General features: G+C 69.0%; 19 protein-coding genes. 10 read left to right on the top strand and 9 right to left on the bottom strand.

Features of this window, described 5'->3' with window-relative positions; translation table 11 throughout:
• Positions 1–8: 8 nt before the first annotated feature.
• From ACFOM8_RS12720 to ACFOM8_RS12700, 5 genes are all read left to right on the top strand, one after another.
• Positions 9–1793, top strand: a complete 1785-nt coding sequence (locus tag ACFOM8_RS12720) for a sensor histidine kinase (protein ID WP_377761874.1) — start codon at positions 9–11, stop codon at positions 1791–1793.
• Positions 1794–1860: 67 nt separating this feature from the next.
• A complete protein-coding gene (locus tag ACFOM8_RS12715; RefSeq protein ID WP_377761872.1) occupies positions 1861–2541 on the top strand; it encodes a paraquat-inducible protein A in 681 nt (226 codons plus the stop codon).
• Entirely contained in the window at positions 2538–3206 is a 669-nt protein-coding gene (locus ACFOM8_RS12710; RefSeq protein WP_377761870.1) for a paraquat-inducible protein A, read from the top strand. Before ACFOM8_RS12715 ends, ACFOM8_RS12710 begins: the two co-directional genes overlap by 4 nt.
• 8 nt (positions 3207–3214) lie before the next feature.
• Positions 3215–5257: a PqiB family protein gene (locus ACFOM8_RS12705; RefSeq protein WP_377761869.1), complete on the top strand. Its 2043-nt coding sequence runs from the start codon at positions 3215–3217 to the stop codon at positions 5255–5257.
• A gap of 1 nt (position 5258) precedes the next feature.
• Positions 5259–5888: a PqiC family protein gene (locus ACFOM8_RS12700; protein ID WP_377761867.1), complete on the top strand. Its 630-nt coding sequence runs from the start codon at positions 5259–5261 to the stop codon at positions 5886–5888.
• Between the two features lie 65 nt (positions 5889–5953).
• On the opposite strand, the gene ACFOM8_RS12695 is transcribed toward ACFOM8_RS12700, so the two are convergent.
• The 4 genes from ACFOM8_RS12695 to ACFOM8_RS12680 all read right to left on the bottom strand — a co-directional run bounded on the left by ACFOM8_RS12695 (position 5954) and on the right by ACFOM8_RS12680 (position 9629).
• Complete coding sequence (locus ACFOM8_RS12695; protein WP_377761865.1) at positions 5954–6424, bottom strand: hypothetical protein; 471 nt, start codon at positions 6422–6424, stop codon at positions 5954–5956.
• 141 nt (positions 6425–6565) lie between these two features.
• Entirely contained in the window at positions 6566–8332 is a 1767-nt protein-coding gene (locus ACFOM8_RS12690) for a hypothetical protein (RefSeq protein WP_377761863.1), read from the bottom strand.
• Complete coding sequence (locus tag ACFOM8_RS12685) at positions 8329–8574, bottom strand: hypothetical protein (RefSeq protein WP_377761861.1); 246 nt, start codon at positions 8572–8574, stop codon at positions 8329–8331. Before ACFOM8_RS12685 ends, ACFOM8_RS12690 begins: the two co-directional genes overlap by 4 nt.
• The gene (locus ACFOM8_RS12680) at positions 8553–9629 is read right to left on the bottom strand and encodes a phosphatase PAP2 family protein (protein WP_377761859.1); all 1077 of its coding nucleotides are present in this window, start codon (positions 9627–9629) and stop codon (positions 8553–8555) included. The genes ACFOM8_RS12685 and ACFOM8_RS12680 overlap by 22 nt, the downstream gene beginning before the upstream one ends.
• A 98-nt stretch (positions 9630–9727) precedes the next feature.
• On the opposite strand from ACFOM8_RS12680, the gene ACFOM8_RS12675 reads away from it, so the two are divergent.
• Positions 9728–11269 (top strand): SARP family transcriptional regulator, encoded by a 1542-nt coding sequence (locus tag ACFOM8_RS12675; RefSeq protein WP_377761857.1) that lies wholly within the window; start codon positions 9728–9730, stop codon positions 11267–11269.
• A 218-nt stretch (positions 11270–11487) separates the two neighbouring features.
• On the opposite strand, the gene ACFOM8_RS12670 is transcribed toward ACFOM8_RS12675, so the two are convergent.
• The 4 genes from ACFOM8_RS12670 to ACFOM8_RS12655 all read right to left on the bottom strand — a co-directional run bounded on the left by ACFOM8_RS12670 (position 11488) and on the right by ACFOM8_RS12655 (position 16469).
• A complete protein-coding gene (locus ACFOM8_RS12670) occupies positions 11488–12555 on the bottom strand; it encodes an endonuclease/exonuclease/phosphatase family protein (RefSeq protein ID WP_377761855.1) in 1068 nt (355 codons plus the stop codon).
• A gap of 77 nt (positions 12556–12632) precedes the next feature.
• Entirely contained in the window at positions 12633–13412 is a 780-nt protein-coding gene (locus ACFOM8_RS12665) for an inositol monophosphatase family protein (protein ID WP_377761853.1), read from the bottom strand.
• A complete protein-coding gene (locus tag ACFOM8_RS12660; protein ID WP_377761851.1) occupies positions 13399–14748 on the bottom strand; it encodes a TldD/PmbA family protein in 1350 nt (449 codons plus the stop codon). Before ACFOM8_RS12660 ends, ACFOM8_RS12665 begins: the two co-directional genes overlap by 14 nt.
• Before the next feature lie 107 nt (positions 14749–14855).
• The gene (locus tag ACFOM8_RS12655; RefSeq protein ID WP_377761849.1) at positions 14856–16469 is read right to left on the bottom strand and encodes a hypothetical protein; all 1614 of its coding nucleotides are present in this window, start codon (positions 16467–16469) and stop codon (positions 14856–14858) included.
• Between the two features lie 192 nt (positions 16470–16661).
• On the opposite strand from ACFOM8_RS12655, the gene ACFOM8_RS12650 reads away from it, so the two are divergent.
• Genes ACFOM8_RS12650 through ACFOM8_RS12640 form a run of 3 tightly spaced genes read left to right on the top strand, consistent with a single transcriptional unit; the run spans position 16662 to position 18831 of the window.
• Positions 16662–17423 carry an amino acid ABC transporter substrate-binding protein gene (locus ACFOM8_RS12650; RefSeq protein WP_377761847.1) on the top strand — a complete coding sequence of 254 codons (762 nt, stop codon included), beginning with the start codon at positions 16662–16664 and terminating at the stop codon, positions 17421–17423.
• Positions 17420–18094: an amino acid ABC transporter permease gene (locus ACFOM8_RS12645; protein ID WP_377761845.1), complete on the top strand. Its 675-nt coding sequence runs from the start codon at positions 17420–17422 to the stop codon at positions 18092–18094. Before ACFOM8_RS12650 ends, ACFOM8_RS12645 begins: the two co-directional genes overlap by 4 nt.
• A complete protein-coding gene (locus ACFOM8_RS12640) occupies positions 18091–18831 on the top strand; it encodes an amino acid ABC transporter ATP-binding protein (protein ID WP_377761843.1) in 741 nt (246 codons plus the stop codon). Before ACFOM8_RS12645 ends, ACFOM8_RS12640 begins: the two co-directional genes overlap by 4 nt.
• Before the next feature lie 121 nt (positions 18832–18952).
• Here the strand turns inward: ACFOM8_RS12640 and ACFOM8_RS12635 are convergent, their stop codons facing one another.
• Complete coding sequence (locus ACFOM8_RS12635) at positions 18953–19384, bottom strand: hypothetical protein (protein ID WP_377761841.1); 432 nt, start codon at positions 19382–19384, stop codon at positions 18953–18955.
• Between the two features lie 156 nt (positions 19385–19540).
• Between ACFOM8_RS12635 and ACFOM8_RS12630 the strand changes: the two genes are divergently transcribed.
• Positions 19541–20467, top strand: coding sequence for a glucokinase (locus ACFOM8_RS12630; protein WP_377761839.1), 927 nt, complete (start codon positions 19541–19543; stop codon positions 20465–20467).
• The last annotated feature ends 18 nt before the right edge of the window (positions 20468–20485 follow it).

The following is a 20485-nucleotide window of genomic DNA, read 5'->3' as shown; positions in this document are numbered from 1 at the left end:
AACCGCCGGTGTTCCGGCGGATCAGCGACCGTCTGGATTTCACCCGCAAGCTGGGTTTCCGGCTGGGCGCGCTGCTGTCTGTGGCCATCCTGCCTTTGGGGCTGATCTCGCTGATCCAGAACTTCAACCTGGTGGCCGAAGCCGAGCGCGGGGTCGAGATCGCGCTTCTGGGCCGCACCGCCTCGACCGCGGCGGGGGAACGGGCGCTTTTGCAAAGCGCGCTCGGCTCGGCGGACGCCCTTGGCCCCGCCGTGCTCGAGGCGATGAACCGCCCGCAGGCCTGTTCGGACCTGATGCGCAACTTCATCGAACGCAGCGCCACCTATGTGTTTGCGGGCTTCGTGCCGCTGGACGGGGTAAGCACCTGCAATTCGGCAAGCCAGGGTGGGCCGCTGGATCTGAGCCGGTCCGAGGGTTTCAGGACGTTCATCTCCCAGCCGGGCATCCGCGTCACCGCCATCGACCGGGGCACGGTCAGCCGCCGCCCGGTGGTGCTGGTCATGCAGCCGCTGTATCGCGACAGCCAGATGCTGGGCTATATCGGCCTGTCGCTGACCAACGAATTGCTGCGCTCCACCCACGACATCAGCTTCGGCAGCGAGGGGGCGCGGATCGTCACCTTCAACCAGCAGGGCGAGATCCTGACATCGGACACCGATGCCCAGACCAGCGTCGCGGACATCCTGCCCCAGAATGTCGAGCTGGTCAGCCTGCTGTCGCGGACCGAGACGACCTTCCGCGCCCGCGCCGGCAACGGCCAGATGCGCATGTTCACCGTTGTGCCCGCCATACCGGGGCTTGTTTATGCGCTTGGCAGCTGGTCGCCCAAGACGGCGGGCGTCGGGCTGTTCCAGTTGTCGCGCTTCGGGGCGGTGACGATCCCCATGGCCTTGTGGCTGGTGTCGCTGGCCGTGGCCTATTTCGCGGTGTTCCGCATGGTCCTGCGCCACATCACCGTTCTGCGCGGCCAGATGCGCCGTTTCGCCATCGGCAACCGCACGGAACCGCCCCCCGTGCTGACCGACGCGCCCACCGAGATCTGCGATGTCAGCCAGACCTTCCACAACATGGCCCGCATCCTGATCCGCGACGAGGAAGCGATGGAGGAGGCCGTCGCCGAAAAGACCGTGCTGCTGAAAGAGGTCCATCACCGGGTCAAGAACAACCTGCAACTGATCGCGTCCATCATCAACATGCAAAGCCGGGTGATCGACGATCCCGACGCCAAGCGCGTGCTGCGCTCGGTCCAGGACCGCGTGGCCGCCCTGGCGACGATCTACCGCAACCTTTACCAGGCCGAGCACCTGGACGCGGTCGAGGCCGGGCGCCTGATCTGCGACATCATCAACCAGATGGTCAGTGCCTCGGTCGAACCCGGCAGCCACCTGCGCATCGACACCAACATCGAAACCCTGATCCTGCTGCCCGACCAGGCGGTGCCGTTGTCGCTGCTGGCGACCGAGGCCTTCACCAACGCGCTGAAATACGCGGGCACCGCGCCGGGCGAGGACGCGCCGTGGGTGAGGGTGGACCTGGCGACCACCGCCCCCGGCAAGGCGGTGCTGGAGGTCGCCAATTCCGTCGGCCAGGATTCCCGCCAGTCCGAGGGGACCGGCCTCGGCAGCCAGCTGATCGAGGCCTTCGCGACCCAGCTCGAGGGTGAGGCCACCTCGGGGATCGAGGGGAACAGCTTCGTTCTGCGCCTGCATTTCGCCATCGACCAAGCCAAGACCCTGGCCGAGGCGCGCAACGTGGTTCTGACATCGGCGGCGCGGCCGGGGGCGCGGCATTAAGCGGATCGCCCCTTGCGCCGTCACGATGCCGCTTGCACGGACGGGTCCGGTCCCTATCTTGCAGGGCATGGATTCGCAGGGCAGCTTCGATCTGACGACCGGCCGGGGGCTGATGGCCTGTCCGCGCTGCGATGCCCTGCATGTCGAGGAAGACCTGGAACCCGGCGACACCTTGTGCTGCGTCCGCTGCGGCGGCGTGCTGGCCAAGCCCCGCGGCGGGGCCTTCAGCCAGCTGATCGCGCTGGCCTTCACCTCGATGGTGCTGATGATGGGGGCGATCTTCTTTCCGTTCCTGGAAATCTCGCGCATGGGGTTTGGCAATGCGACCTCGCTGTTCGGGGTGGCGATGGCCTTCGCCGACGGGGTGCTGCTGCCCCTGGTGCTGGCGGTGATGGCGATGATCGTCGGCCTGCCGGTGCTGCGGTCCTTTCTGCTGGTCTACACGCTGGCGCCCCTGGCCCAGGGCCGCGCGCCTTATCGCCACGCCGCGCGCGCCTTCCGCTGGTCCGAGGAACTGCGCCCTTGGTCGATGGCCGAGATCTTCGTGATCGGCACCGCGGTCGCCCTGGTCAAGGTGGCGGGGCTTGCGACCGTTCATCTGGGCCCCGCATTCTGGGCCTTCTGCGCCCTGATCCTGGTCAATCTCGCCTCGCGCGGGTTCATGTGCCAGACAACCATCTGGGACGCCATCGAGGACGCGGGCCTGCGCACCGACGGCCACGAGATGGCCGGGAACCGCGCGCCATGAACGGGGACGCCGCCGACGCCCCGATCCTGACGGCGCATCGCGCGGGTCTGCTGGGCTGCCGGTCCTGCGGCCGCGTCTGGCCCCAGGATCAGGAAACCTGCAACCGCTGCGGCGCGGATCTGGTGCCGCCCGACCGGCGCGGGCTGCAAAAGGTCTGGGCCTGGTGGCTGGCGGGCCTGATCATGTATGTTCCCGCCAACCTGTTCCCGATGATGCGGACCCAGACCTTTGCCGGGTTGCAGGGCAGCACCGAGGCAACCATCCTGGAAGGCGTGGTCGAGCTGGTCCATTACGGCAATTACGACATCGCCATCATCGTCTTTGTCGCCTCGGTGATCGTGCCGATCGCCAAGTTCCTGTCCATCGCCTGGCTGGCGCGGGTCGCCGGCCGGCCCGCGACGGTCGAGCAGGCCCATCTGCGCCTGAAAATCTACGAGGTGGTCGAATTCATCGGCCGCTGGTCGATGATCGACGTGTTCGTGGTGGCGATCCTGTCGGCCCTGGTGCAGCTGGGTTTCGTCGCCTCCATCCATCCCGGCCCTGCGGCCGTGTCCTTTGCGCTGTCTGTTGCCTTCACCATGCTTTCCGCGCAAAGCTTTGATCCAAGACTGATCTGGCGCGGATTGCCGCTGCGAAGCCGGACGGACGACACGGGGCAGGAATAAAGACACCGATGACCGACCAGCCGCCGCCCTTGAGACCGGCAAGTCCCGCGCGGAAAACGGCCGCGCGCGCCGCCCTGGCCGGGATCAACGTGATCTGGCTGGTGCCGATCATCGCCCTGATCGTGACGCTGGCGATCGCCTGGAACGCCTATGCGGACCGGGGCAAGACCATCAGGGTCGAATTCGCCGACGCGACCGGCGTGACGCCCGGCGAAACCGCCCTGCGCTTTCGCGAGATCACCGTGGGCCAGGTCGAATCCGTCAGCTTCACCCCGGATCTGGCGCGCGTGGTGGTCGAGATCCGCGTGGACAAGGACGTGGCCCCCTATATCGACAGCGACGCGGCCTTTTGGATCGTCCGCCCGCAGGTCACGGCCCAGGGGGTGACGCGGCTGGACACGGTGCTGACCGGCTCGTTCATCGAAGGCTATTGGGACGCCGCGGTTTCGGCCCCCCAGGACCGCTTCGTGGGCCAGGAACGCCCGCCCCTGGTGCGCAGCGACACGCCCGGCACCTGGGTCACGCTGGCGATGGAGAATGCCGACGGCATCAGCGAGGGCGCGCCGGTCCTGTATCGCGGGGTGCAGGTCGGGCGCATGGAAAACCTGCGCTTGTCCGCGTCCGAGGATCAGGTCATCGCCGACGCCTTTGTCGAGGCGCCCCACGACAAGCGGCTGACCACCGCGACGGTTTTCTGGGACACCTCGGGCTTTTCGCTGTCGCTGGGCGCCTCGGGCGTGTCTTTGAACGTGAACTCGCTGTCCTCGGTCCTGCAAGGGGGCGTCGCCTTCGACACCCTGGTCAGCGGCGGCCAGCCGGTCCAGCCGGGCCATGTCTTCGCCCTGCAACCCGACGAGGACACGGCCCGCAACGACATCCTGGCCAGCGACAATGCCGAACCCCTGCGCATCGCCATGCTGATCGACGATTCCCTGCGGGGGCTGGAAAAGGGCGCCGACGTGCAGTTCCAGGGCCTGCGCGTGGGCCAGGTCACCGACCTGGCGGTCGCGGTGGACGACGGCACGGACAGGATCCGTCAGGTCGTGACCATGGCGATCTCGCCCTTCCGGCTGGGGCTGGCCGACGACGCCACGCCCGAAGAAGCCCTGGCCTTCCTGCAAGAGGCCGTGGCCGACGGCCTGCGCGCGCGGGTCGCCAGCGCCGGATTCCTCGGCACCTCGCTGATGGTCGAGCTGGTCGACATTCCCGACGCCGCGCCCGCCGCCATCGACACAAGCGCCGAACCGAACCCCGTCATTCCCTCGGTCCCGGGGGATCTCGAGGATTTCACCGCCAGCGCCCAGGGCTTCCTGTCGCGCATCGGCAACCTGCCGCTGGAGGAGGTGCTGCGGTCGGCCACCGACATGATGAACAGCATCACCGCCCTTGCCAGTTCCGAGGACACGCGCGCCATTCCCGAAAGCCTGCGCCAGACGCTGGACCAGGCCAAGGGCGCGGCCACCGACATCGGCGGCATGGCGCGAGAGCTGCGCGAGGCGGACACCGCCGCGAACCTGGCCCGCCTGATCGACGAGGCCGCCGCCGCCGCGGAAGCGGTCAAGCTGGCCGCCGCCGACGCGCCCGAGATGGTGGACAGCATCGACGCCGCCGCCGCCGCGGTCGAGGAGTTCGGCTTTGCCGAGATCAGCGCCCAGGCCGAAGGGATCCTGGCCGACCTGCGCGCCATGCTGGGCAGCGAGGATGCCGAACAGCTGCCCGGAAACCTGTCCGACACCCTGGAGGCGGCGTCTGGCCTGCTCAATGACCTGCGCGACGGCGGCGCGGTGGGCAGCCTGAACGACGCGCTGGACAGCGCCAGCACCGCCGCCGATCAGGTGGCCCAATCCGTCCAGCGCCTGCCGCAATTGATCGGACGGCTGGAAGCCACGGCCGCGCGGGCGGATTCGGTCCTGGCCTCCTACGGCGACCGCTCGGCCTTCAACACCGAGGCGGTCAACATGCTGCGCGAGCTGCGCCGCGCGACCGAGGCCTTCGGATCGCTGGCGCGGCTGATCGAACGCAACCCCCGCGCCTTCATTCTGGGACGATGACATGACCCACAGCCTGCCCCTTGCCCTTGCCTGCCTTGGCCTTCTGGGGCTGTCCGCCTGTTCCGACCCGGAAAACACCGCGCGCTTCCTGATCGACCCGCCGGCGGGCGAACAGGTGCCCGACCGCCTGGGCAGCGCGGAACTGAAGGACGTGTCCCTGCCCGAATACGCCTCGGGACAGGAGGTCGCCTTTCAGACCGAAGACGGCGCGGTCCGCTCCACCCCCGACAACCTGTGGGCCGACAACCCGCAGCGCGCCTTCACCCTTGCGCTGGCGCGCGCGATTTCCGACGCCTCGGGCGCGACCGTGATCGGCGAGCCCTGGCCCCTGGCCGAACCCCCCCGGCGCCGGCTGGAGGTGCGGGTGGAAAAGGCCCTGGCCCAGGCCAACGGCACCTATCGGCTGTCGGGCCGTTATTTCGTGTCCGACGAGGGCAGCGGGGGCGCGAACCACGCCCGCAGCTTCGACATCGCCGTGCCGCTGGGGGGCACGGGGCCTGCGGCATCCGCCGCGGCGGCGTCCCGGGCCATCGCCCTTCTGGCGCGGCAGATCGCCACGCTGTCGGGGCCCGGCCGCACCATCGCCACCACGGCGCCCGCCGATCCCTTTGCGCTGGATCCGCTGTTCTGAACGCAAGGGAATGGCGGATGGCTGAAAGCCATCCGCCAAACACCCGCAGGCACAACAAGCACTGGTTACGCGGGGGGACTTGGCGGGTCTTCGTCCCGGTCCCGGAAATGGCCGGGGCGGGACACGGGATCGTCGCAGGCGCCGGCCCGTCCCATCACGCGGACGATGACCGGCAGGACGTAATGGTCGAAACAGCGGCGATCGGGGGCGAAGGCACCGGGATGGCCGATGCCTCCGCAGTCTTCGCAATCCTCGATGTTGCCCCAGCAATTGGGGCAGGCACCCAGGGCGCAGGCCAGCATCTCGACATGATCGACAAGAAGCCGGTTTTCCTGCTCGAGCCGCCGGAAAGCGGCCCAGGTCGGACGGTCGGGATCAGCGAGAGGAACATCGCCCCCTGATCGCCCGGATATTGCCGCCAGCAGATCCTGCTGCATGTCGTGAACCGGCATATTCTGCACACCCCCCGGTCCACCGCCCAGAAGCTGAAGCGCGGCAATCACGTTGCTGAAATTCGGAACTGAGTCACCCGGCATGTGCGTCTTCCCCCTTGCTGTCTTTCGCAAGCCGTCATCCCGTGCGACCAATGATCGCTTGCAATGGAATCATCATCGCTCAAAGCCGTGAAACGGGCGTGAATCCGGGGGCGGTTTTCGCAAGAAAGGCGATCGGCGCCGCTAGAACTCGCCGAAAGGCCCGGCAAAGGGCAGAATGGGCGGCTGATCGGGGGGTCTGGACGGCTGCTGGTCCTGCCGGGCCTTGTCCCGGACCGCCTGCCGGCCGTCCAGCACCGCGCCCTGCGACAATTGCCCTGCCAGCCAGCGCGCCAGCTGCGGCGCCGCAAGCGAGGTGCCCGACGCCAGCGCGAAGCTGCCGCTGTCGCGGCCGCGCACGATCATCGTCCCGGCATTGACGCTGCGGTCCACCGGGGCCAGGCAATCGCCCGGCTGCCCGTCCTCCAGCAGCGCCCCATAGGCCGCGTCCCGTTCGGTGCGCAGATAGATCGCCCCCGCCCGCAGCGTCCTGCTGCCGGTGGCATAGCTGTTGACCGTGCCCTTGCGGATCACCAGCGGATCGCCGCCGTTCCGCGCATCCGTCAGGATCGGAAAGCCCGCCTCGTCGTGGCTGCGATAGGCGGGGTCGTGAAACCAGCTTTGCCGCGCGCCCCGGCGAAAGCCGCGGATCACCTCGTCGCGCTGCGCCATGACGTCATAGCTTGCGCCGGGATCGGTGCTGCCGGCGATCCCGACCCGCCATTCGCCGGGCGGGGCGAAGGGCTCGCCCAGCCTTTCGGGGCAGGTCGGCGTGGCGATCACGGCGATGCCGTCGCGCCAGCGGCCGTCGGGCAGCAGATGCGGCGTGTAATAGGCGCGCGCCAGGGGCGTTCCCTTTGCGTCGGACAGAACGGAAAACTGCCAGGGCAGCGTAAAGGCGGTGGTCGCGGGCGGATGGCCCGGCGGGGTCAGCGTCACCTGCAACGCCCCCCGGGGGGGATGCGCATAGGGCGGCCCCCAGATCTCGATGGCGTTGATGGTGGTGTCGTCGGGGGGCAGGCGCCAACCGATCTGCTGGCCCGCCCGCAAGCGGGCGCGCAATCGGCCCTGGCGATGATTGCCCATGGGCAGCACGAAATGCACGGGGCCCAGATCCGGGGCTTGGACGGCCGAGACCGCATCCATGAACCGTTCCAGCAGGCTTGACCCGTCGCGCGGCCCCGCTGTCAGCCCCAGGCTGAGGTTAACGACCACCGGCAGCCGGACCGAGCCGCGCGGCTGGCCGCGCCGCGCCTCGATGAAGCGGCACAAGCGCCGGGCGCGGTGGATGATGAACAGCATTCCCGTCAGGATCGGAACAGGTGCCAGGACGCCCGTGGAATCGGCGATGATCCGCGGCGGCAGGCAGACGGCGATCACCGGATGGTCGCGGGCCCGCGGATCGCCCGGGTCGAAGCCTGCGGCCAGGGGGGCCACCGCCGCGCCATGCCCCGCCTCGAACGCGCCCGAGGGCGGGCCGGGGCGGGTCAGATCCACCGCGCCGGTCAGGCGGTAGATCGCATCCTCGCCCGGCAGGCTGCCGCTGGCGGCCCTGGCCAGCAGCTCCGACAGTTCGGCTCCGCGCCATTCCGCGCCGGATGGCAGGTCGGTGCCCGTCCCGGGCCGGAACCGCGCATCCTGCATCCACACGGCGGCCATGCGGCTGAGACCGCCCGCAAGGGTGAACCGCTGGTGGACAAAGGGAATCGCGTCGTCGATGACGCCGATGATGCAGCCCTTGCCGGGTTCGGGCAGCGCCCCGTCCGGCAGATAGGCCAGCGCCGGATCGGCCAGGTCGCCGTCGCCCGCCATCCGGTGATCCGGGTTGGCCGCATCGCCCGACAGGACGCCCGCCGGATCCTCCAGGAAATCCTCGAAGGCCGTGACGATCCTGTTGGCAAGGGCCATCATCGGAAGCTCTGCTCGATCAGGTCGCGCAGCGCCTGTTCAAGCTGCCCGGGCAGTTCGGCGCCGTCGGCCGGGCCGTGGCCGTCCTGCGCGGGAACCTGGTTCCGGCCGGCGCGCAGGTCGTGGAAGTAATGCAGGTAAGGCGACAGGCCGGGGCGGAACCGGTCATAGGCAGCCCGGGGCTCGGACCAGCGCGGGGGGTCGTCTTCGCCGGGACCGGATGTCAGCTCCATCGCGTCTGCCATTCCCGGGCCGCGCGCTGGCACAGCGATTGCCACAAGGGGGCGGGACGCACCGCCGCCGCATCGTCGGGAAAGCCGGCCGAGGGATCGCCGCCCCTCACCATCCGGTCCAGCACGCCGTAATGAAAGTCGCGCGGCTGGTTCCCGTCGCGGAAGGCCGTGCCGTCGAAGCTGGCCGACCCGACCGTGCCGCCCTGCCCCCGCGCCATCAGATAGCGCCCCAGCTGGATGCCCAGCACCGCGCCCGCCGCGCTGTCGGCGGGGAAATGCACGCCCGCCACCGTGCGGTTGATCGCGATCCGGCAGGCCAGGCGGTAAAGCTGGCTGTCGGCGGCAATGGCGGCGCCCGGGTCCGTCAGCCGCGACAGCATGGCCGCCAGCGTGAACATCTGCGTGGCATGGCCGCTGGGCAGGGTCGGATGGCCGGGTTCCGCGATCATCGGCTGGACAAGGGGGCTGAACTGCGAAGGGCGCGGGCAGCCAAGCGCGATCTTGGCCCGCATCACCACCGGCGTCACGATGTCCAGGCCGGTTTCCAGCATCTCGACCACGGCGGGCGCGCGGAAGGGGGTGACGGGCAGGATGGCGGAAACGAAGGGGATCAGGCGTTCTTTCTGGACCAGGATCTCGGCCAGGCGGTCGGCGCGCAGTTCGGCGTAAGCCGCGACCAGGGGCGCGGCATGGCCGAAATCCGCGACCTCGGGGCGGATGATCCGGGCCAGGGGGAGGGGGTCCGCAGCAGCGGCGCCGCCCCGCCGCAGCACCGTGACCGCCCGGGCGGCGGCGCGCTTCTGGGGATATTCCTCGATCTTGAAGGAGATGTCCTCCAGCAGTTCGGACATCAGAACGGCGCGCCGGAACGGAGGCTCCATCCGCCGCAGCCGGTCGGCGGCCTCCAGCGTCGCGTCCTGGCCGGCCTGGGGGGCGATCGTCTCGGTGCCGACAATGGCGTCGCGGGTCCGCATCAGGGCGGCGGCCATCATGCCCTCGGCGGAGGAAGCGTCCGGCCCGACTGCACCCTGGCCGTGCTGACCATGCTGGCCGTGTTGCAGGGACATTGTCCGACCTCGTTGACCGGGGGAATCGAAAACACTGTATCTTTGCCGCCGGGGAAAGCGTAACAACGAGTTCGGATTTCGCCTATAGCTTTGTTTTGATGCAGTCGCTGACGCTTCGCCTTATGGGGCCTGTCGAACTGACCGGGCCGGGAAACCTGCGGTTGACGCCGCGCGGGATGCGGGCGCGCGGCGCCCTGGCGGTGATGGGCAGCGCTGTGGCCATGCGGGTGCTGCGTGCCCGCTTGCAGGATCTGCTGTTCAGCACGCGCGAACCCGAAAACGCCAATGCCAGTCTGCGCCAGGTTCTGCGCGAGATCCGCATGGGCCTGGCGGATTTCCGCGGCGCGCTGGTCAGCGGGCCGGGATGGGTGGGGCTGGACGGCGCGGTTGTCCGGCTGGACATGACCGCGCGTCCCGGTCCGGACGGGCAGATGCCCGAATTCGCCGCCGACCTGGACATCCCCGACCCCGAATTCGAGGACTGGCTGCGCGATGCGCGGATGCATGCCGAGCAGGCCGTGACGCCTGGCGCCCCCGAGCCCGCGGTGCTGCCGGTTCTGCTGACAACCGAGCCGGTGGCGAGCGACATGGAGGCCGGCGTGATAGCGGCCATGGTGATGGGCGAGGCCGCGGGCCGGGTCTGCGACCTGGTGCCGATGGTCGCCATGCCCGACCGGGCCGATCCGGGACAATCGGCCATTGTCCTGTCCGCCATGGCCAACCGCCTGGGCCAGCAGATTCACGTTCTGGTCAAGCTGGGCCATCGGCCCAGCGGCCGCCTGTTCTGGTCGCACAAGTTCGTGCTGGACGCGGCCAGCCCGACCGCATCCATGAACGACTGCACGGCGCAGGTCTGCGTGGGCGTCATGCGCGTGCTGGAAGCCCTGCGCACCGTGGACGCCGCCCTTGGCGTGTCCTTTGCGGATGTGTTCAGCTTCAACCAGGCGCGGCTTCATCGCGCCGAACAGTCCCTGGCGGACATGGACAACGGCGTCAACGCGTCCCTGACCATGGCCCTGAGGGCCTGGGTGCGCACCACGCAGGTCTTCGAACGCCTGGTGCCCGACCCGCAGGACAGCATCCAGGAAGCGCATGAATTCGCCGCCAAGGCCCGCGAGGCCGATCCCTACAGCGCCACCGCCCTGGCCGTGGGATCGGTGGTGGAAGGCTACATGAACCACGGCCAGGTCAGCTTCTGGCTGGCCCAGCAGGCGGTCCAGATGGACGCCCGCAATCCCCTGTCGCGCTATGCCTATTCCCAGGCCCTGACCGATCTGGGCCGCCACAAGGAAGCGCATCGCGAGGCGCAGACGGGCCTGGCCGAGGCGCTGTCTGTTCTGAACCCCGCCACCTGGCAGTTGCGCATGGGCATCGCCCTGACCCGCCTTGGCCGCTTCGACGAGGCAGAACAGCGTTTCAACGCCGTCCAGCAGTTCGCCCCGGAAAACCGCCCCTCGCTGCGCTTCCTGGCCGCGCTGCGATACCGCCGCCGGGACGAGGCGGGCGCCCAGGCGGCCCTGCATGCGCTGAAGAAGGTCGAGCCGGGCTTCTCGCTGGAGGCGATGCGCAGCGACAGCTATCCCGTGGCGACCCTGCGCCAGGGCGGGTTGCTGGGGGTGACCCGGTCGGGGCTGATCTAGGGCGGCGCGGGGCGTCCGGCCTGCTTGATTGCCTGCACGGGCGGGGTCAGGAAACGGATGCGTTTCCCCGCCCCCGACGGTTTCGATGGCGAACGGTGCCCGCGACCATGCGAAACCGGCGCTCGGCGGCGGCGGGGCGCAGGCCGGCCCGTCCTTCAAGGCCCGGCGGCATGGGTGAACATGGCAGCCGCGGCGAATGCGGCTCGGGCGCGGGTGCCTCAGGCAACCGGCCCTTCGGCCAGGATCTTCTCGACCTCTTCGGCCATCGGGTTCCAGTCGAAGCGGGCGGCGATGATGCCATGGTCGTTGTAGCCGCGCCGCTTGCGCTCGGCCTCGGTCGCGGTCAGGTGGTCGTTCAGCACCCGCATTTCGCGGAAGGACCACCGGCGGATCGCCGAATGGTCGTAAAAGGAATCCGACACCATGATGTGGTCCAGCGACTCCATCTGGTTCTGGTGGATATAGGTGTAATAAACGTGGCGGAACGACCGCAGCTGTTGCAGCTTTTCGACCGTGTAGAGGCCCCGGTCGGACTTGCTGCCCGCCGTGCTTTTGGCAAAGAAGCGATAGCCCGGGTTGCCCGTCAGCAGCTCGGTCGAAACGGATGTGGTCGCGTCGTTCAGGTCGCCCAGCACCACCACCGGCTTGTCGTTCCGGCGCATCTCGTCGTCCAGAATGGCGCGAAAGGCCCCGGCCTCGACCATGCGGCGGACATGGGACACCACGGTCTGGGCGATGAACCTGTGCCGGCGCAGCACCGGATTGGCGTCGTCGCGCCGCAGCGCGGTCGGCCCCTTGGATTTCAGATGGGCCACGAAAACGGTGATGTCGGGCGTGCCGGGGGCCTTGTTCACCAGAACGCGCAGCAGCGGGCGGGAAAACCGGCGGATCGTGACGCTGACCGCCTCCCTGGCGTCGCGCGCCTCCTCCAGGTCGATGAAGCGGGCGTCGGGGGGCAGATCCTCGATCCATTCCGGCTCGTCCTGCAACATCCCCTTGCGCAGCGCCAGGGCGACCTGGATGCCGGGCGGATCGGTGGTGCGGGCAACAAGGTCATAGCGGCCGCGCAGGGCGGGACGGTCGAAGACCTCCGCCAGGGCCTCGGCGTTCCAGCATTCCTGAAAGCCGATGATGTCGGCGTCGATGTCGTCCAGGACGCGTTCGGAAAAGGCGATCTTCGCCGCGTATTGCTCGGCGGTCCAGCCTTCGTCGTCGTAGATCGGCCAGCCAGGCAGGTTGAGGTTCAGCAGGTTGAAATTGGCGATGCTGATGTCTTTTCGCGCCATCGGAAATGCCCGTTTGCCGAAGAATGGCCCCACCTTATCACGAAATCGCGCCGCGGGGTGCGTGCAAGCGCCCGAGCCTACACCATCCCGGCCAGCATTTCCCCATGCAGGCGCGGCCCAGCGACGATCATTCCGTCCACCATGGCGCGGGGACTGTTGAAGCGCATCGGCTGGCCACGCCGCGTGGTGGCCCGCGCCCCTGCCCGTTCCGCGATCAGGCTGCCCGCGGCGATGTCCCATTCCCATACGCTGCGCACCGACAGGGCGGCGTCGAAGCGCCCTTCGGCCACCAGGCACAGCCGCCAGGCCAGCGAGGGGCGGAACTCGCGCCGGAAGGGCGGCGTCCGGCCGTTCTTCCAATGCTCGGGCTCGGTCGCGGATTTGTAGGTCAGCACGCGCGCGTCGGCCAACCCGCGGTCGCTGGGGCGGATCGGCTTGCCGTTCAGCAGCGCGGGGCCATCGGCATGGGCGGTGAAGGTCAGGTCCATGGCGGGCAGATGCACGGCGGCGGCGATGATCCGGTCGCCCTCGGCGATCGCCAGGGAATGGGCGAAACCCTGCTGGCCGGCGATAAAGGCGCGGGTGCCGTCGATGGGGTCGATGATAAAGCACCGCTGCGCATCCAGGCGGGACGCATCGGCCTCGCTTTCCTCGGACAGCCAGCCGTAATCGGGGCGCGCGCCCCGCAGCAGATCCTGCAAGGCGTCGTTGACGGCCAGATCGGCCTCGGTCACGGGGCCCGCGCCGTCGGGCTTGTCCCAGGCCTTGGGCTGCGCGCGCCAGAAGGACAGCGCGATCGGCCCGGCGGCCTGCGCGGCCCGCACCAGCAGCGCCAGATCCGCGTCAGGCCCCGGCAACGGTCATTCCCCCGACCAGAAGGCTGGGCACCTCGATGGCGCGCCAGGGCAGGGCGTCGTTGGCGGCAGCCAGCGTCATCAGCATGTCGCGCAGGTTGCCCGCGATGGTGCATTCGTTGACGGGATAGGCGATCCTGCCATCCTCGACCCAGAACCCGGCCGCGCCGCGCGAATAATCTCCCGTGGTTGCGTTGATGGAAGCCCCCAGCATCGAGGTGACGACCAGCCCCGTGCCCATCCGCGCGATCAACTCGTCGGGGGCGGCGGTTCCCGGCGTCAGGATCACGTTGCTGTTCGTGGGCGAGGGCGCGGAGGACATGCCCCGCGCGGCCGAGGCCGTGCTGTCCATCCCCAGCTTGCGCGCGGTCGCCAGATCCAGCGTCCAGCCCTGCAACACGCCGCCTTCCACGATCTTGCGGGGACGGGTCGCCAGACCCTCGGCATCGAAGGGGCGGGACGAGGGATAGCGCGGGCGCAGCGGATCCTCGAGAAGGTCGAAGCCTTCGGGCAGCACCGGCTGGCCAAGATCCTTGCGCAGCCAGCTTGCGCCGCGCGCCACCGCAGCGCCGTTGACCGCCGATAGCAGGTGCCCGATCAGCGAGGACGACACGCGCCTGTCATAAAGGATCGGAAAGGCCCCGGTCGGCGGCTTGCGCGATCCTGCCCGCGCCAGCGTCCGTTCGGCGGCAAGGCGGCCGATCTCCTCGGGCGCGGGCAGATCCTCGGCCCAGACCCGCGCTTCCCCCGCATGATCGCGCTCCATCCCCAGGCCTTCGCCGGTGATGGCGACGGCGGAAACCGCATGGGTCGTGCGCCCGTAGCCGCCCGAAAACCCGTTCGAGGCCGCAAGCCACAGAAAGCGGCGGCTGAAAGAGGCATTGGCGGATTCCACCTGGGAAATGCCCGGCACGTCGCGCGCCGCCGCCTCGGCCCGCAGCGCCAGATCCTGCAACTGATCGGGCGAAGGGTCGGGCCGGTCGTCGGCGATCTGCAACCCTTCGGCATCGCGCCGGCGGGCCAGCTGGTCGGGATCGGCAAGCCCCAGCGTGTCGTCGACCGGCGCCTCGCGCGCCATCGCCACGGCGCGTTCGGCCATGGCGGCGATCGTGGCGGGGCTGTGGTCGGATGCCGAGACGCTGGCCTGCCGCCCGCCGATCAGCACGCGCAACCCGATTTCCACCCCCTCGGCGCGGTCGGCGTGTTCCAGCACGCCGCCGCGCATGTCGATGCTGGTGGACTGGCCGCTCATGGCCAGGGCGTCTGCCTGGTCGGCCCCCGCCCGCCGGGCCGCATCGACCAGCGATTCGGTCAAGCCCTGCAAATCCACGGGTGACATCGCTTCTCCTTCAACCAACTCGTTTCCCTGTTGTGCGGCGCATCAAGGCGGGCCGCAAACGGAAAAGGCCGGGACATGCGCCCCGGCCCAAGCCCGTGACCAGGCCCTTACTTGACCTGCTGGCCGTTCGCGAAGATCCGGCCGCCTTCGCGGAACTCGATCTCGGAGGTCAGGCGGTCGGGGTTGGCCTCATCCGGCTTGGCAAACATCGCCAGCATCATGCGCATGCCCATCATCTGCTCCTCGGGGACAAGGTTCATGGCGACCAGCTTGTCCATCAGCCCGTTCACGCCCTCGAAGGTGCCGTTCAGCTTGCCCACGGGCTCGTTCGGGTTGTCGCCGAATTCCAGCGCGCCGGTGATCTCGGCCTTGGCGCCCACCGCATCCAGCGCCACCGTGTTGACGGTCAGCGTTCGCGGGGTGAAGGGCGCATCCGGCGGGGTCGGGCCGCCCGGCTGCCCGATGGCCGGGTCCAGCAGGTTCTCGGCCACCACCGCGTCGCCCGACAGATCGACCGTCAGACTGGCCGGGTCGCGGGGCAGCTGCCTGCCGGGGTCGAACAGATCCCAGATCGCGTCCGCGAAGGTCAGCCCTTCCAGCGCATAGGCGAATTTGAAGGGCTGCGCCGCATCCGCCTTGCTGACCGGGATCAGCAGGTCGAAGCGGGTGCGGTCGGCCGCATAGCTGACCGGAAAGGGCAGGCTGCTGGCCGTCATCTCGGCCCGGGTCTCGGCGACATCGCCCTTGTAGCCGAGGCCGTCCGCCGACATCCGCAAGGAGGCGTTCCCCGCCCCGAGCGCCACCGTGCCGCTGCCGGTCTCATCCTCGCCCGCGTCGTTCCTGCCCGCGAAGTCGAAGCCGATGTCCATCGCCCCGAAGCCGAAATCGCCCTGGAAATCCAGCCCCGCAGCCAGGGCCTGGGCCATCTGGGTGCCCAGGTCGAAGCTTTGGGCCGGCATCCTGGCGGTGCCGGTGCTGGTCAGGTCCGTCAGCCTGACCTGGAGGTTCAGTTTGCCGTTCCCAGCGTCCTCGGCCCCGGCGGGGGCGTCGGCGGCGATCTGCACCGTCGCCTCGGACGCCTTGGCGTCGAAGCTGGTTTCGGACCCTTCGGCCGCCGCGCCCTGGCGCTGCGTGCCGGTGACATCGGTCAGCGTTCCGGTCACGGGCACGGTCGCGCCGGTTTCCGGGTCCGCCGGCATGGTCAGGTCGAAGGCCATGGTGGGATAGGAGAATTCGTAAAGCATGTCCTCGGGCGTGCCCGAAACGACCGTTTCGTTGCCGGGAACCTTGAGGGTGCCGGTCGTGGTCATCTCGACCATCTCGGGCGCGGCGGGGGCCGCTTGCGTCCCGTCGGCGGGGTTGTCGGCAGGGTTGTCGGCAGGGTCGTCGGCGGGCGCATCCTCGGGCGGGGCGGGAACCAGGAAGGTGCTGTCCAGCGCCATGTCGCCCTCGATGACCATGCGGACCCTGGCGTCGCCGGTTTCCTGAAAGGTCAGCCGCGGAATGGTGAAGGTGGTCGCGCCGCCTTCGTTCTTCATCGAGAAGACCGCGTCCCGAACGGTCAGCGTGCCGCCCCCATCCTCGACCTGGCCGGTCACCTGGTAGCCGAAATCGGCATAGTTTTCTTGCAGGTTCTCCCAGACCTGGGCCGGGGTGACGTCGGCCAGGGCCGGCGCGGCGATGCCAAGCGCCAGGGCCGAGGTTGCAGCGAAGCGGAACATGCCTGAGACCTTTCGGGATACCGTTGCCTTGGGGATTTGTGGCACAGCGGTCCCCGAACGCCAAGGGAGCAATCGCGTGATCGGTCCGGCCCGCGCGCGGAACATTGTTCCGCCTTGGCCGTTTTCCGGCATCTGCCGTCCCGGACCGGATGCACGGCGCATCCAAGCCATGATCACCAAGGAGATTTCCCCATGCGCAGCACCATCCTGTCCGTCGCCTTCGCCCTGACCGCCGTTCTGCCCGCCGCGGCGGACACGATCCGGGTGGGCATGTCCGGCGGCTATTTCCCCTTCACCTTTACGCGCGGCGACGAATTGCAGGGCTTCGAGGTGGATCTGATGAACGCCATCGGCGACATCACCGGCGACGACATCGAATTCGTCACCATGTCCTTTTCCGGGCTGATCGGGGCGCTGGAATCGGGCCGCATCGACACGGTCGACAACCAGATCACCATCACCCCCGAACGCGAGGCGAAGTTCGCCTTTACCCAGCCTTATGTCTATGACGGGGCGCAGGTCGTGGTGAAAAAGGGCAACGAACAGACGATCACCGGTCCCGAAAGCCTCAAGGGCAAGTCGGTCGCCGTGAACCTCGGCTCGAATTTCGAGGAACTGCTGCGCGCCCTGCCCTATGCGTCCGAAATCGACATCCGCACCTATGAATCCAACATCGAGCAGGACACCGCGCTTGGCCGGGTCGATGCCTTTGTGATGGACCGCGTGTCCTCGGCCCAGGTGATCAAGGAAAGCCCCCTGCCGCTGGCGCTGGCGGGCCAGCCCTTCAGCGAGATCCGCAACGCCCTGCCCTTCCGCAAGGACGAGGCGGGGCTGGCGCTGCGCGACAAGGTCGATGCCGCGATCACGCAACTGAAAGAGAACGGCAAGCTGGCCGAGATCTCGCGGAAATGGCTGGACGCCGATGTGACCAAGCCCCTGGCCGCCGCTGAATGAGGCCGCTCGACACCGCCTATATGGGGGATCTGGTGCCGGTCATCCTGGGCTATGTGCCCCTGACGCTCGGGATGGCGCTGGTCGCGATGGCGGCGGCGCTGGTGCTGGCCGCGGTGCTTGCCATCGTGCGCGTGCTGCGCGTCCCGGGGCTGGATCAGGCGGTGGCGGTGTTCATCAGCTTTTTTCGCGGCACGCCGCTTCTGGTGCAGCTGTTCCTGTTTTATTACGGGCTGCCGCAACTGGTTCCGGCCTTGACCACCATCGACGGGATCACGGCGGCGGTGATCGGGCTGACGCTGCATTTCTCGGCCTACATGGCCGAAAGCATCCGCGGCGCGATCCTGGGCGTGGACCGCAGCCAGTGGGAAGCCGCGCAAAGCATCGGCATGACCCAGGGCCAGCTTTTGCGGCGGATCGTGCTGCCGCAGGCGGCCCGCGTGGCCGCGCCCACGCTGATGAACTATTTCATCGACCTGATCAAAAGCACCTCGCTGGCCTTCACCCTGGGCGTGACCGAGATGATGGGCGCGGCGCAAAAGGAAGCCGCGGGCAGTTTCCTGTATCTGGAAGCCTTTCTGGTTGTCGCCGTGATCTACTGGATTCTGGTCGAGATCCTGTCCGTCGGTCAACGCTGGATGGAACGCCATCTGGGAAGGGCGGTGGCGCGATGAAATGCGAGATCGACATCGCGGGCCTGGTCAAGCGTTTCGGGACCGCCACGGTTCTGGACGGCATCGACCTGTGCCTGCGGCCGGGCGAGCGGGTGGCGATCATCGGCCCCTCGGGGACGGGCAAATCGACGCTGCTGCGCTGCCTCAACTGGCTGGACCGGCCCGATGCGGGGCGGATCACGCTGGGCGATCTGTCGGTGGATGCGGCCCATGCCACGCGCGCGCAGATTCTGGCGCTGCGGCGGCGGACGGGATTCGTGTTCCAGAACTATGCGCTGTTCGCCAACAAGACCGCGCGGCAGAACATCATGGAGGGACTGACCACCGTGCGCGGCTGGTCCAAGGCCAGGGCCACGGAACGCGCCAACGAGATCCTGGCCCAGATCGGGCTGGCGGACCGCGGGGACAGCTATCCGGCGGCCCTGTCGGGCGGCCAGCAGCAGCGGGTCGGCATCGGCCGGGCCATGGCGCTGGACGCGGACCTGCTGCTGTTCGACGAGCCGACCAGCGCGCTGGATCCCGAATGGGTGGGCGAGGTGCTGGATTTGATCCGAAGCATCGCGGACGGCCGTCAGACCATGCTGATCGTCACCCACGAGATGCAGTTCGCACGCGAGATCGCCGACCGGATCGTCTTCATGGAAGGCGGGCGGATCGTGGAGCAAGGGCCGCCCGCGCAGATCTTCGGCGACCCGCGGGACGAACGCACCCGCGCCTTCCTGCGCCGCGTGGCCTGAAGGCTGACCGGCATCCGGCAGGGACTGCGGCGCGGCGGCCCGTCCGGGGCGGGCGCCGGCGGGCGGGCGCTGGGGGGCCTTCGAGCCCCGGCAGTTTGGACGGATCGAAAGACGCCCCGCCTTACCGCAGTCCCGCCGTCTGGTAATAAACGTCCACGTCGCGCGCGGCGTCATAGCCGATGCCGGACGCGATGATGCAGCTCGTGTCGTCCCGGCGCGGGGCGACCAGCGTCCAGGTGCCCATCTGCCGCGAGGCCCAAAGCTCGGTCGCGGCATGGCCGTCGCCGGGCACGGGGGCCTCGTTGAAGTCGTGGCGCAAGGTTTGTTGGATCTCGGCGTCGTCGGCGCAATAGGGCTGGTCCCCGACCGCCATGTCCGAGGTGGGCAGATCCTGCGCCCGTTCCAGCAGCGTGGCGGTGTCGACGCCGGCCATCGCGGGCCAGGCCTGTACGGGCTGATCGGGGCGGGTCGCCGAAACGGCGGGCATGGCCATCGCGGCCATGACGCTGCCGGCCATTCCCAGGCAGGCGATGCGGTTGGCGATGCGGGTCATGGTTGCGGCCTTTCATCCGGTGCTTGCCGGGGAAAAACACGCAATGGCGGCCCGGGGTTCCCCTTCTGGGCGCGACGCGGCGTTGCGCCGCCCGGGAAAACCGGGCAATTCTGTCGCGAGACAAGGGACCAGGGCGGCAGGAAGGACGGACCGGGAATGGCGATACTTCTGGGCGATGTGGGGGGCACCAACGCCCGCCTGGCCATCGCGCGCAACGGCAGCATCGACCCGCAAACGGTGACGCGGTTCCGCGGCGACGACCATGCCAGCTTCGACGACGTGGTCCGCCAATTCCTCCGGCAGCAGGACCAGCCGCGCATCCATGCCGTTTGCGTCGCGGTGGCGGGCCCGGTCAGCGGCGGGCGGGCGCGGCTGACCAACCGGGACTGGGATTTCGACCAGGACCGGCTGGCCCGTCTGACCGATGCCGACCATGTCCGGCTGATCAACGACCTGACCGCGCTCGGCTACGCCACCCCGGCCCTGGGCGGCGACGGGGTGGCGGTTCTGCGCCGGGCACCCCCGGACAGGGCGCGCAACGGGCAGGCCCTGGTGGTGAACCTGGGCACCGGCTTCAACGTCTGCGCCGTGCGCAGCCTGCCCGGCGGCGCCATCACCGCGATGGAGGCCGAGGAAGGCCATACCCACCTGCCCGCCAACATCCACGGGCGCCTGCTGGATGCCGTCGGCCCCGATGCCGCCCGCGGCTTCACCTCGACCGAGGAAGCCTTTGCCGGGCGGGGCCTGTCCCGCCTGCACGCCGCGCTGACCGGCACGCCCCCCGTGCCCGGCGAGCAGATCGACCGCGCCTCGGACGCGGGCGAACCGGCGGCCGAGGCGACCTACGAGCTGTTCACCGAACTGGTGGGGCTTTTGTGCCGGGAGCTGGCGCTGCGCTTCATGCCCCTGGAGGGGCTGTTCCTGGCGGGCAGCGTGGCCCGCAGCATCGCCGACCGCATGGACCGCTTCGAGACCGGCTTTCTGGCCGAGCCGTTCATGCGCCATATCCCTGAAAACACGCCGGTCTTCATGATCCGCGACGACATGGCGGCCTTGCAGGGCTGCCTGGCCGCCCTGTCCTGACGGCAACAGATCACGGAA

It is taken from the genome of Paracoccus angustae (assembly GCF_042648745.1).
GTDB classification, from domain to species: Bacteria; Pseudomonadota; Alphaproteobacteria; order Rhodobacterales; family Rhodobacteraceae; genus Paracoccus; species Paracoccus angustae.
This window is presented reverse-complemented; position numbering and strand designations above follow the sequence as displayed.

Excerpts from the sequence above, each read along its gene's own strand:
- ACFOM8_RS12715 (WP_377761872.1), top strand. The coding sequence starts at position 1,861 with ATGGATTCGCAGGGCAGCTTCGATCTGACGACCGGCCGGGGGCTGATG.
- ACFOM8_RS12710 (WP_377761870.1), top strand. The coding sequence starts at position 2,538 with ATGAACGGGGACGCCGCCGACGCCCCGATCCTGACGGCGCATCGCGCG.
- ACFOM8_RS12705 (WP_377761869.1), top strand. The coding sequence starts at position 3,215 with ATGACCGACCAGCCGCCGCCCTTGAGACCGGCAAGTCCCGCGCGGAAA.
- ACFOM8_RS12700 (WP_377761867.1), top strand. The coding sequence starts at position 5,259 with ATGACCCACAGCCTGCCCCTTGCCCTTGCCTGCCTTGGCCTTCTGGGG.
- ACFOM8_RS12695 (WP_377761865.1), bottom strand. The coding sequence starts at position 6,424 with ATGCCGGGTGACTCAGTTCCGAATTTCAGCAACGTGATTGCCGCGCTT.
- ACFOM8_RS12690 (WP_377761863.1), bottom strand. The coding sequence starts at position 8,332 with ATGATGGCCCTTGCCAACAGGATCGTCACGGCCTTCGAGGATTTCCTG.
- ACFOM8_RS12685 (WP_377761861.1), bottom strand. The coding sequence starts at position 8,574 with ATGGCAGACGCGATGGAGCTGACATCCGGTCCCGGCGAAGACGACCCC.
- ACFOM8_RS12680 (WP_377761859.1), bottom strand. The coding sequence starts at position 9,629 with ATGTCCCTGCAACACGGCCAGCATGGTCAGCACGGCCAGGGTGCAGTC.
- ACFOM8_RS12675 (WP_377761857.1), top strand. The coding sequence starts at position 9,728 with ATGCAGTCGCTGACGCTTCGCCTTATGGGGCCTGTCGAACTGACCGGG.
- ACFOM8_RS12670 (WP_377761855.1), bottom strand. The coding sequence starts at position 12,555 with ATGGCGCGAAAAGACATCAGCATCGCCAATTTCAACCTGCTGAACCTC.
- ACFOM8_RS12660 (WP_377761851.1), bottom strand. The coding sequence starts at position 14,748 with ATGTCACCCGTGGATTTGCAGGGCTTGACCGAATCGCTGGTCGATGCG.
- ACFOM8_RS12655 (WP_377761849.1), bottom strand. The coding sequence starts at position 16,469 with ATGTTCCGCTTCGCTGCAACCTCGGCCCTGGCGCTTGGCATCGCCGCG.
- ACFOM8_RS12650 (WP_377761847.1), top strand. The coding sequence starts at position 16,662 with ATGCGCAGCACCATCCTGTCCGTCGCCTTCGCCCTGACCGCCGTTCTG.
- ACFOM8_RS12645 (WP_377761845.1), top strand. The coding sequence starts at position 17,420 with ATGAGGCCGCTCGACACCGCCTATATGGGGGATCTGGTGCCGGTCATC.
- ACFOM8_RS12640 (WP_377761843.1), top strand. The coding sequence starts at position 18,091 with ATGAAATGCGAGATCGACATCGCGGGCCTGGTCAAGCGTTTCGGGACC.
- ACFOM8_RS12635 (WP_377761841.1), bottom strand. The coding sequence starts at position 19,384 with ATGACCCGCATCGCCAACCGCATCGCCTGCCTGGGAATGGCCGGCAGC.
- ACFOM8_RS12630 (WP_377761839.1), top strand. The coding sequence starts at position 19,541 with ATGGCGATACTTCTGGGCGATGTGGGGGGCACCAACGCCCGCCTGGCC.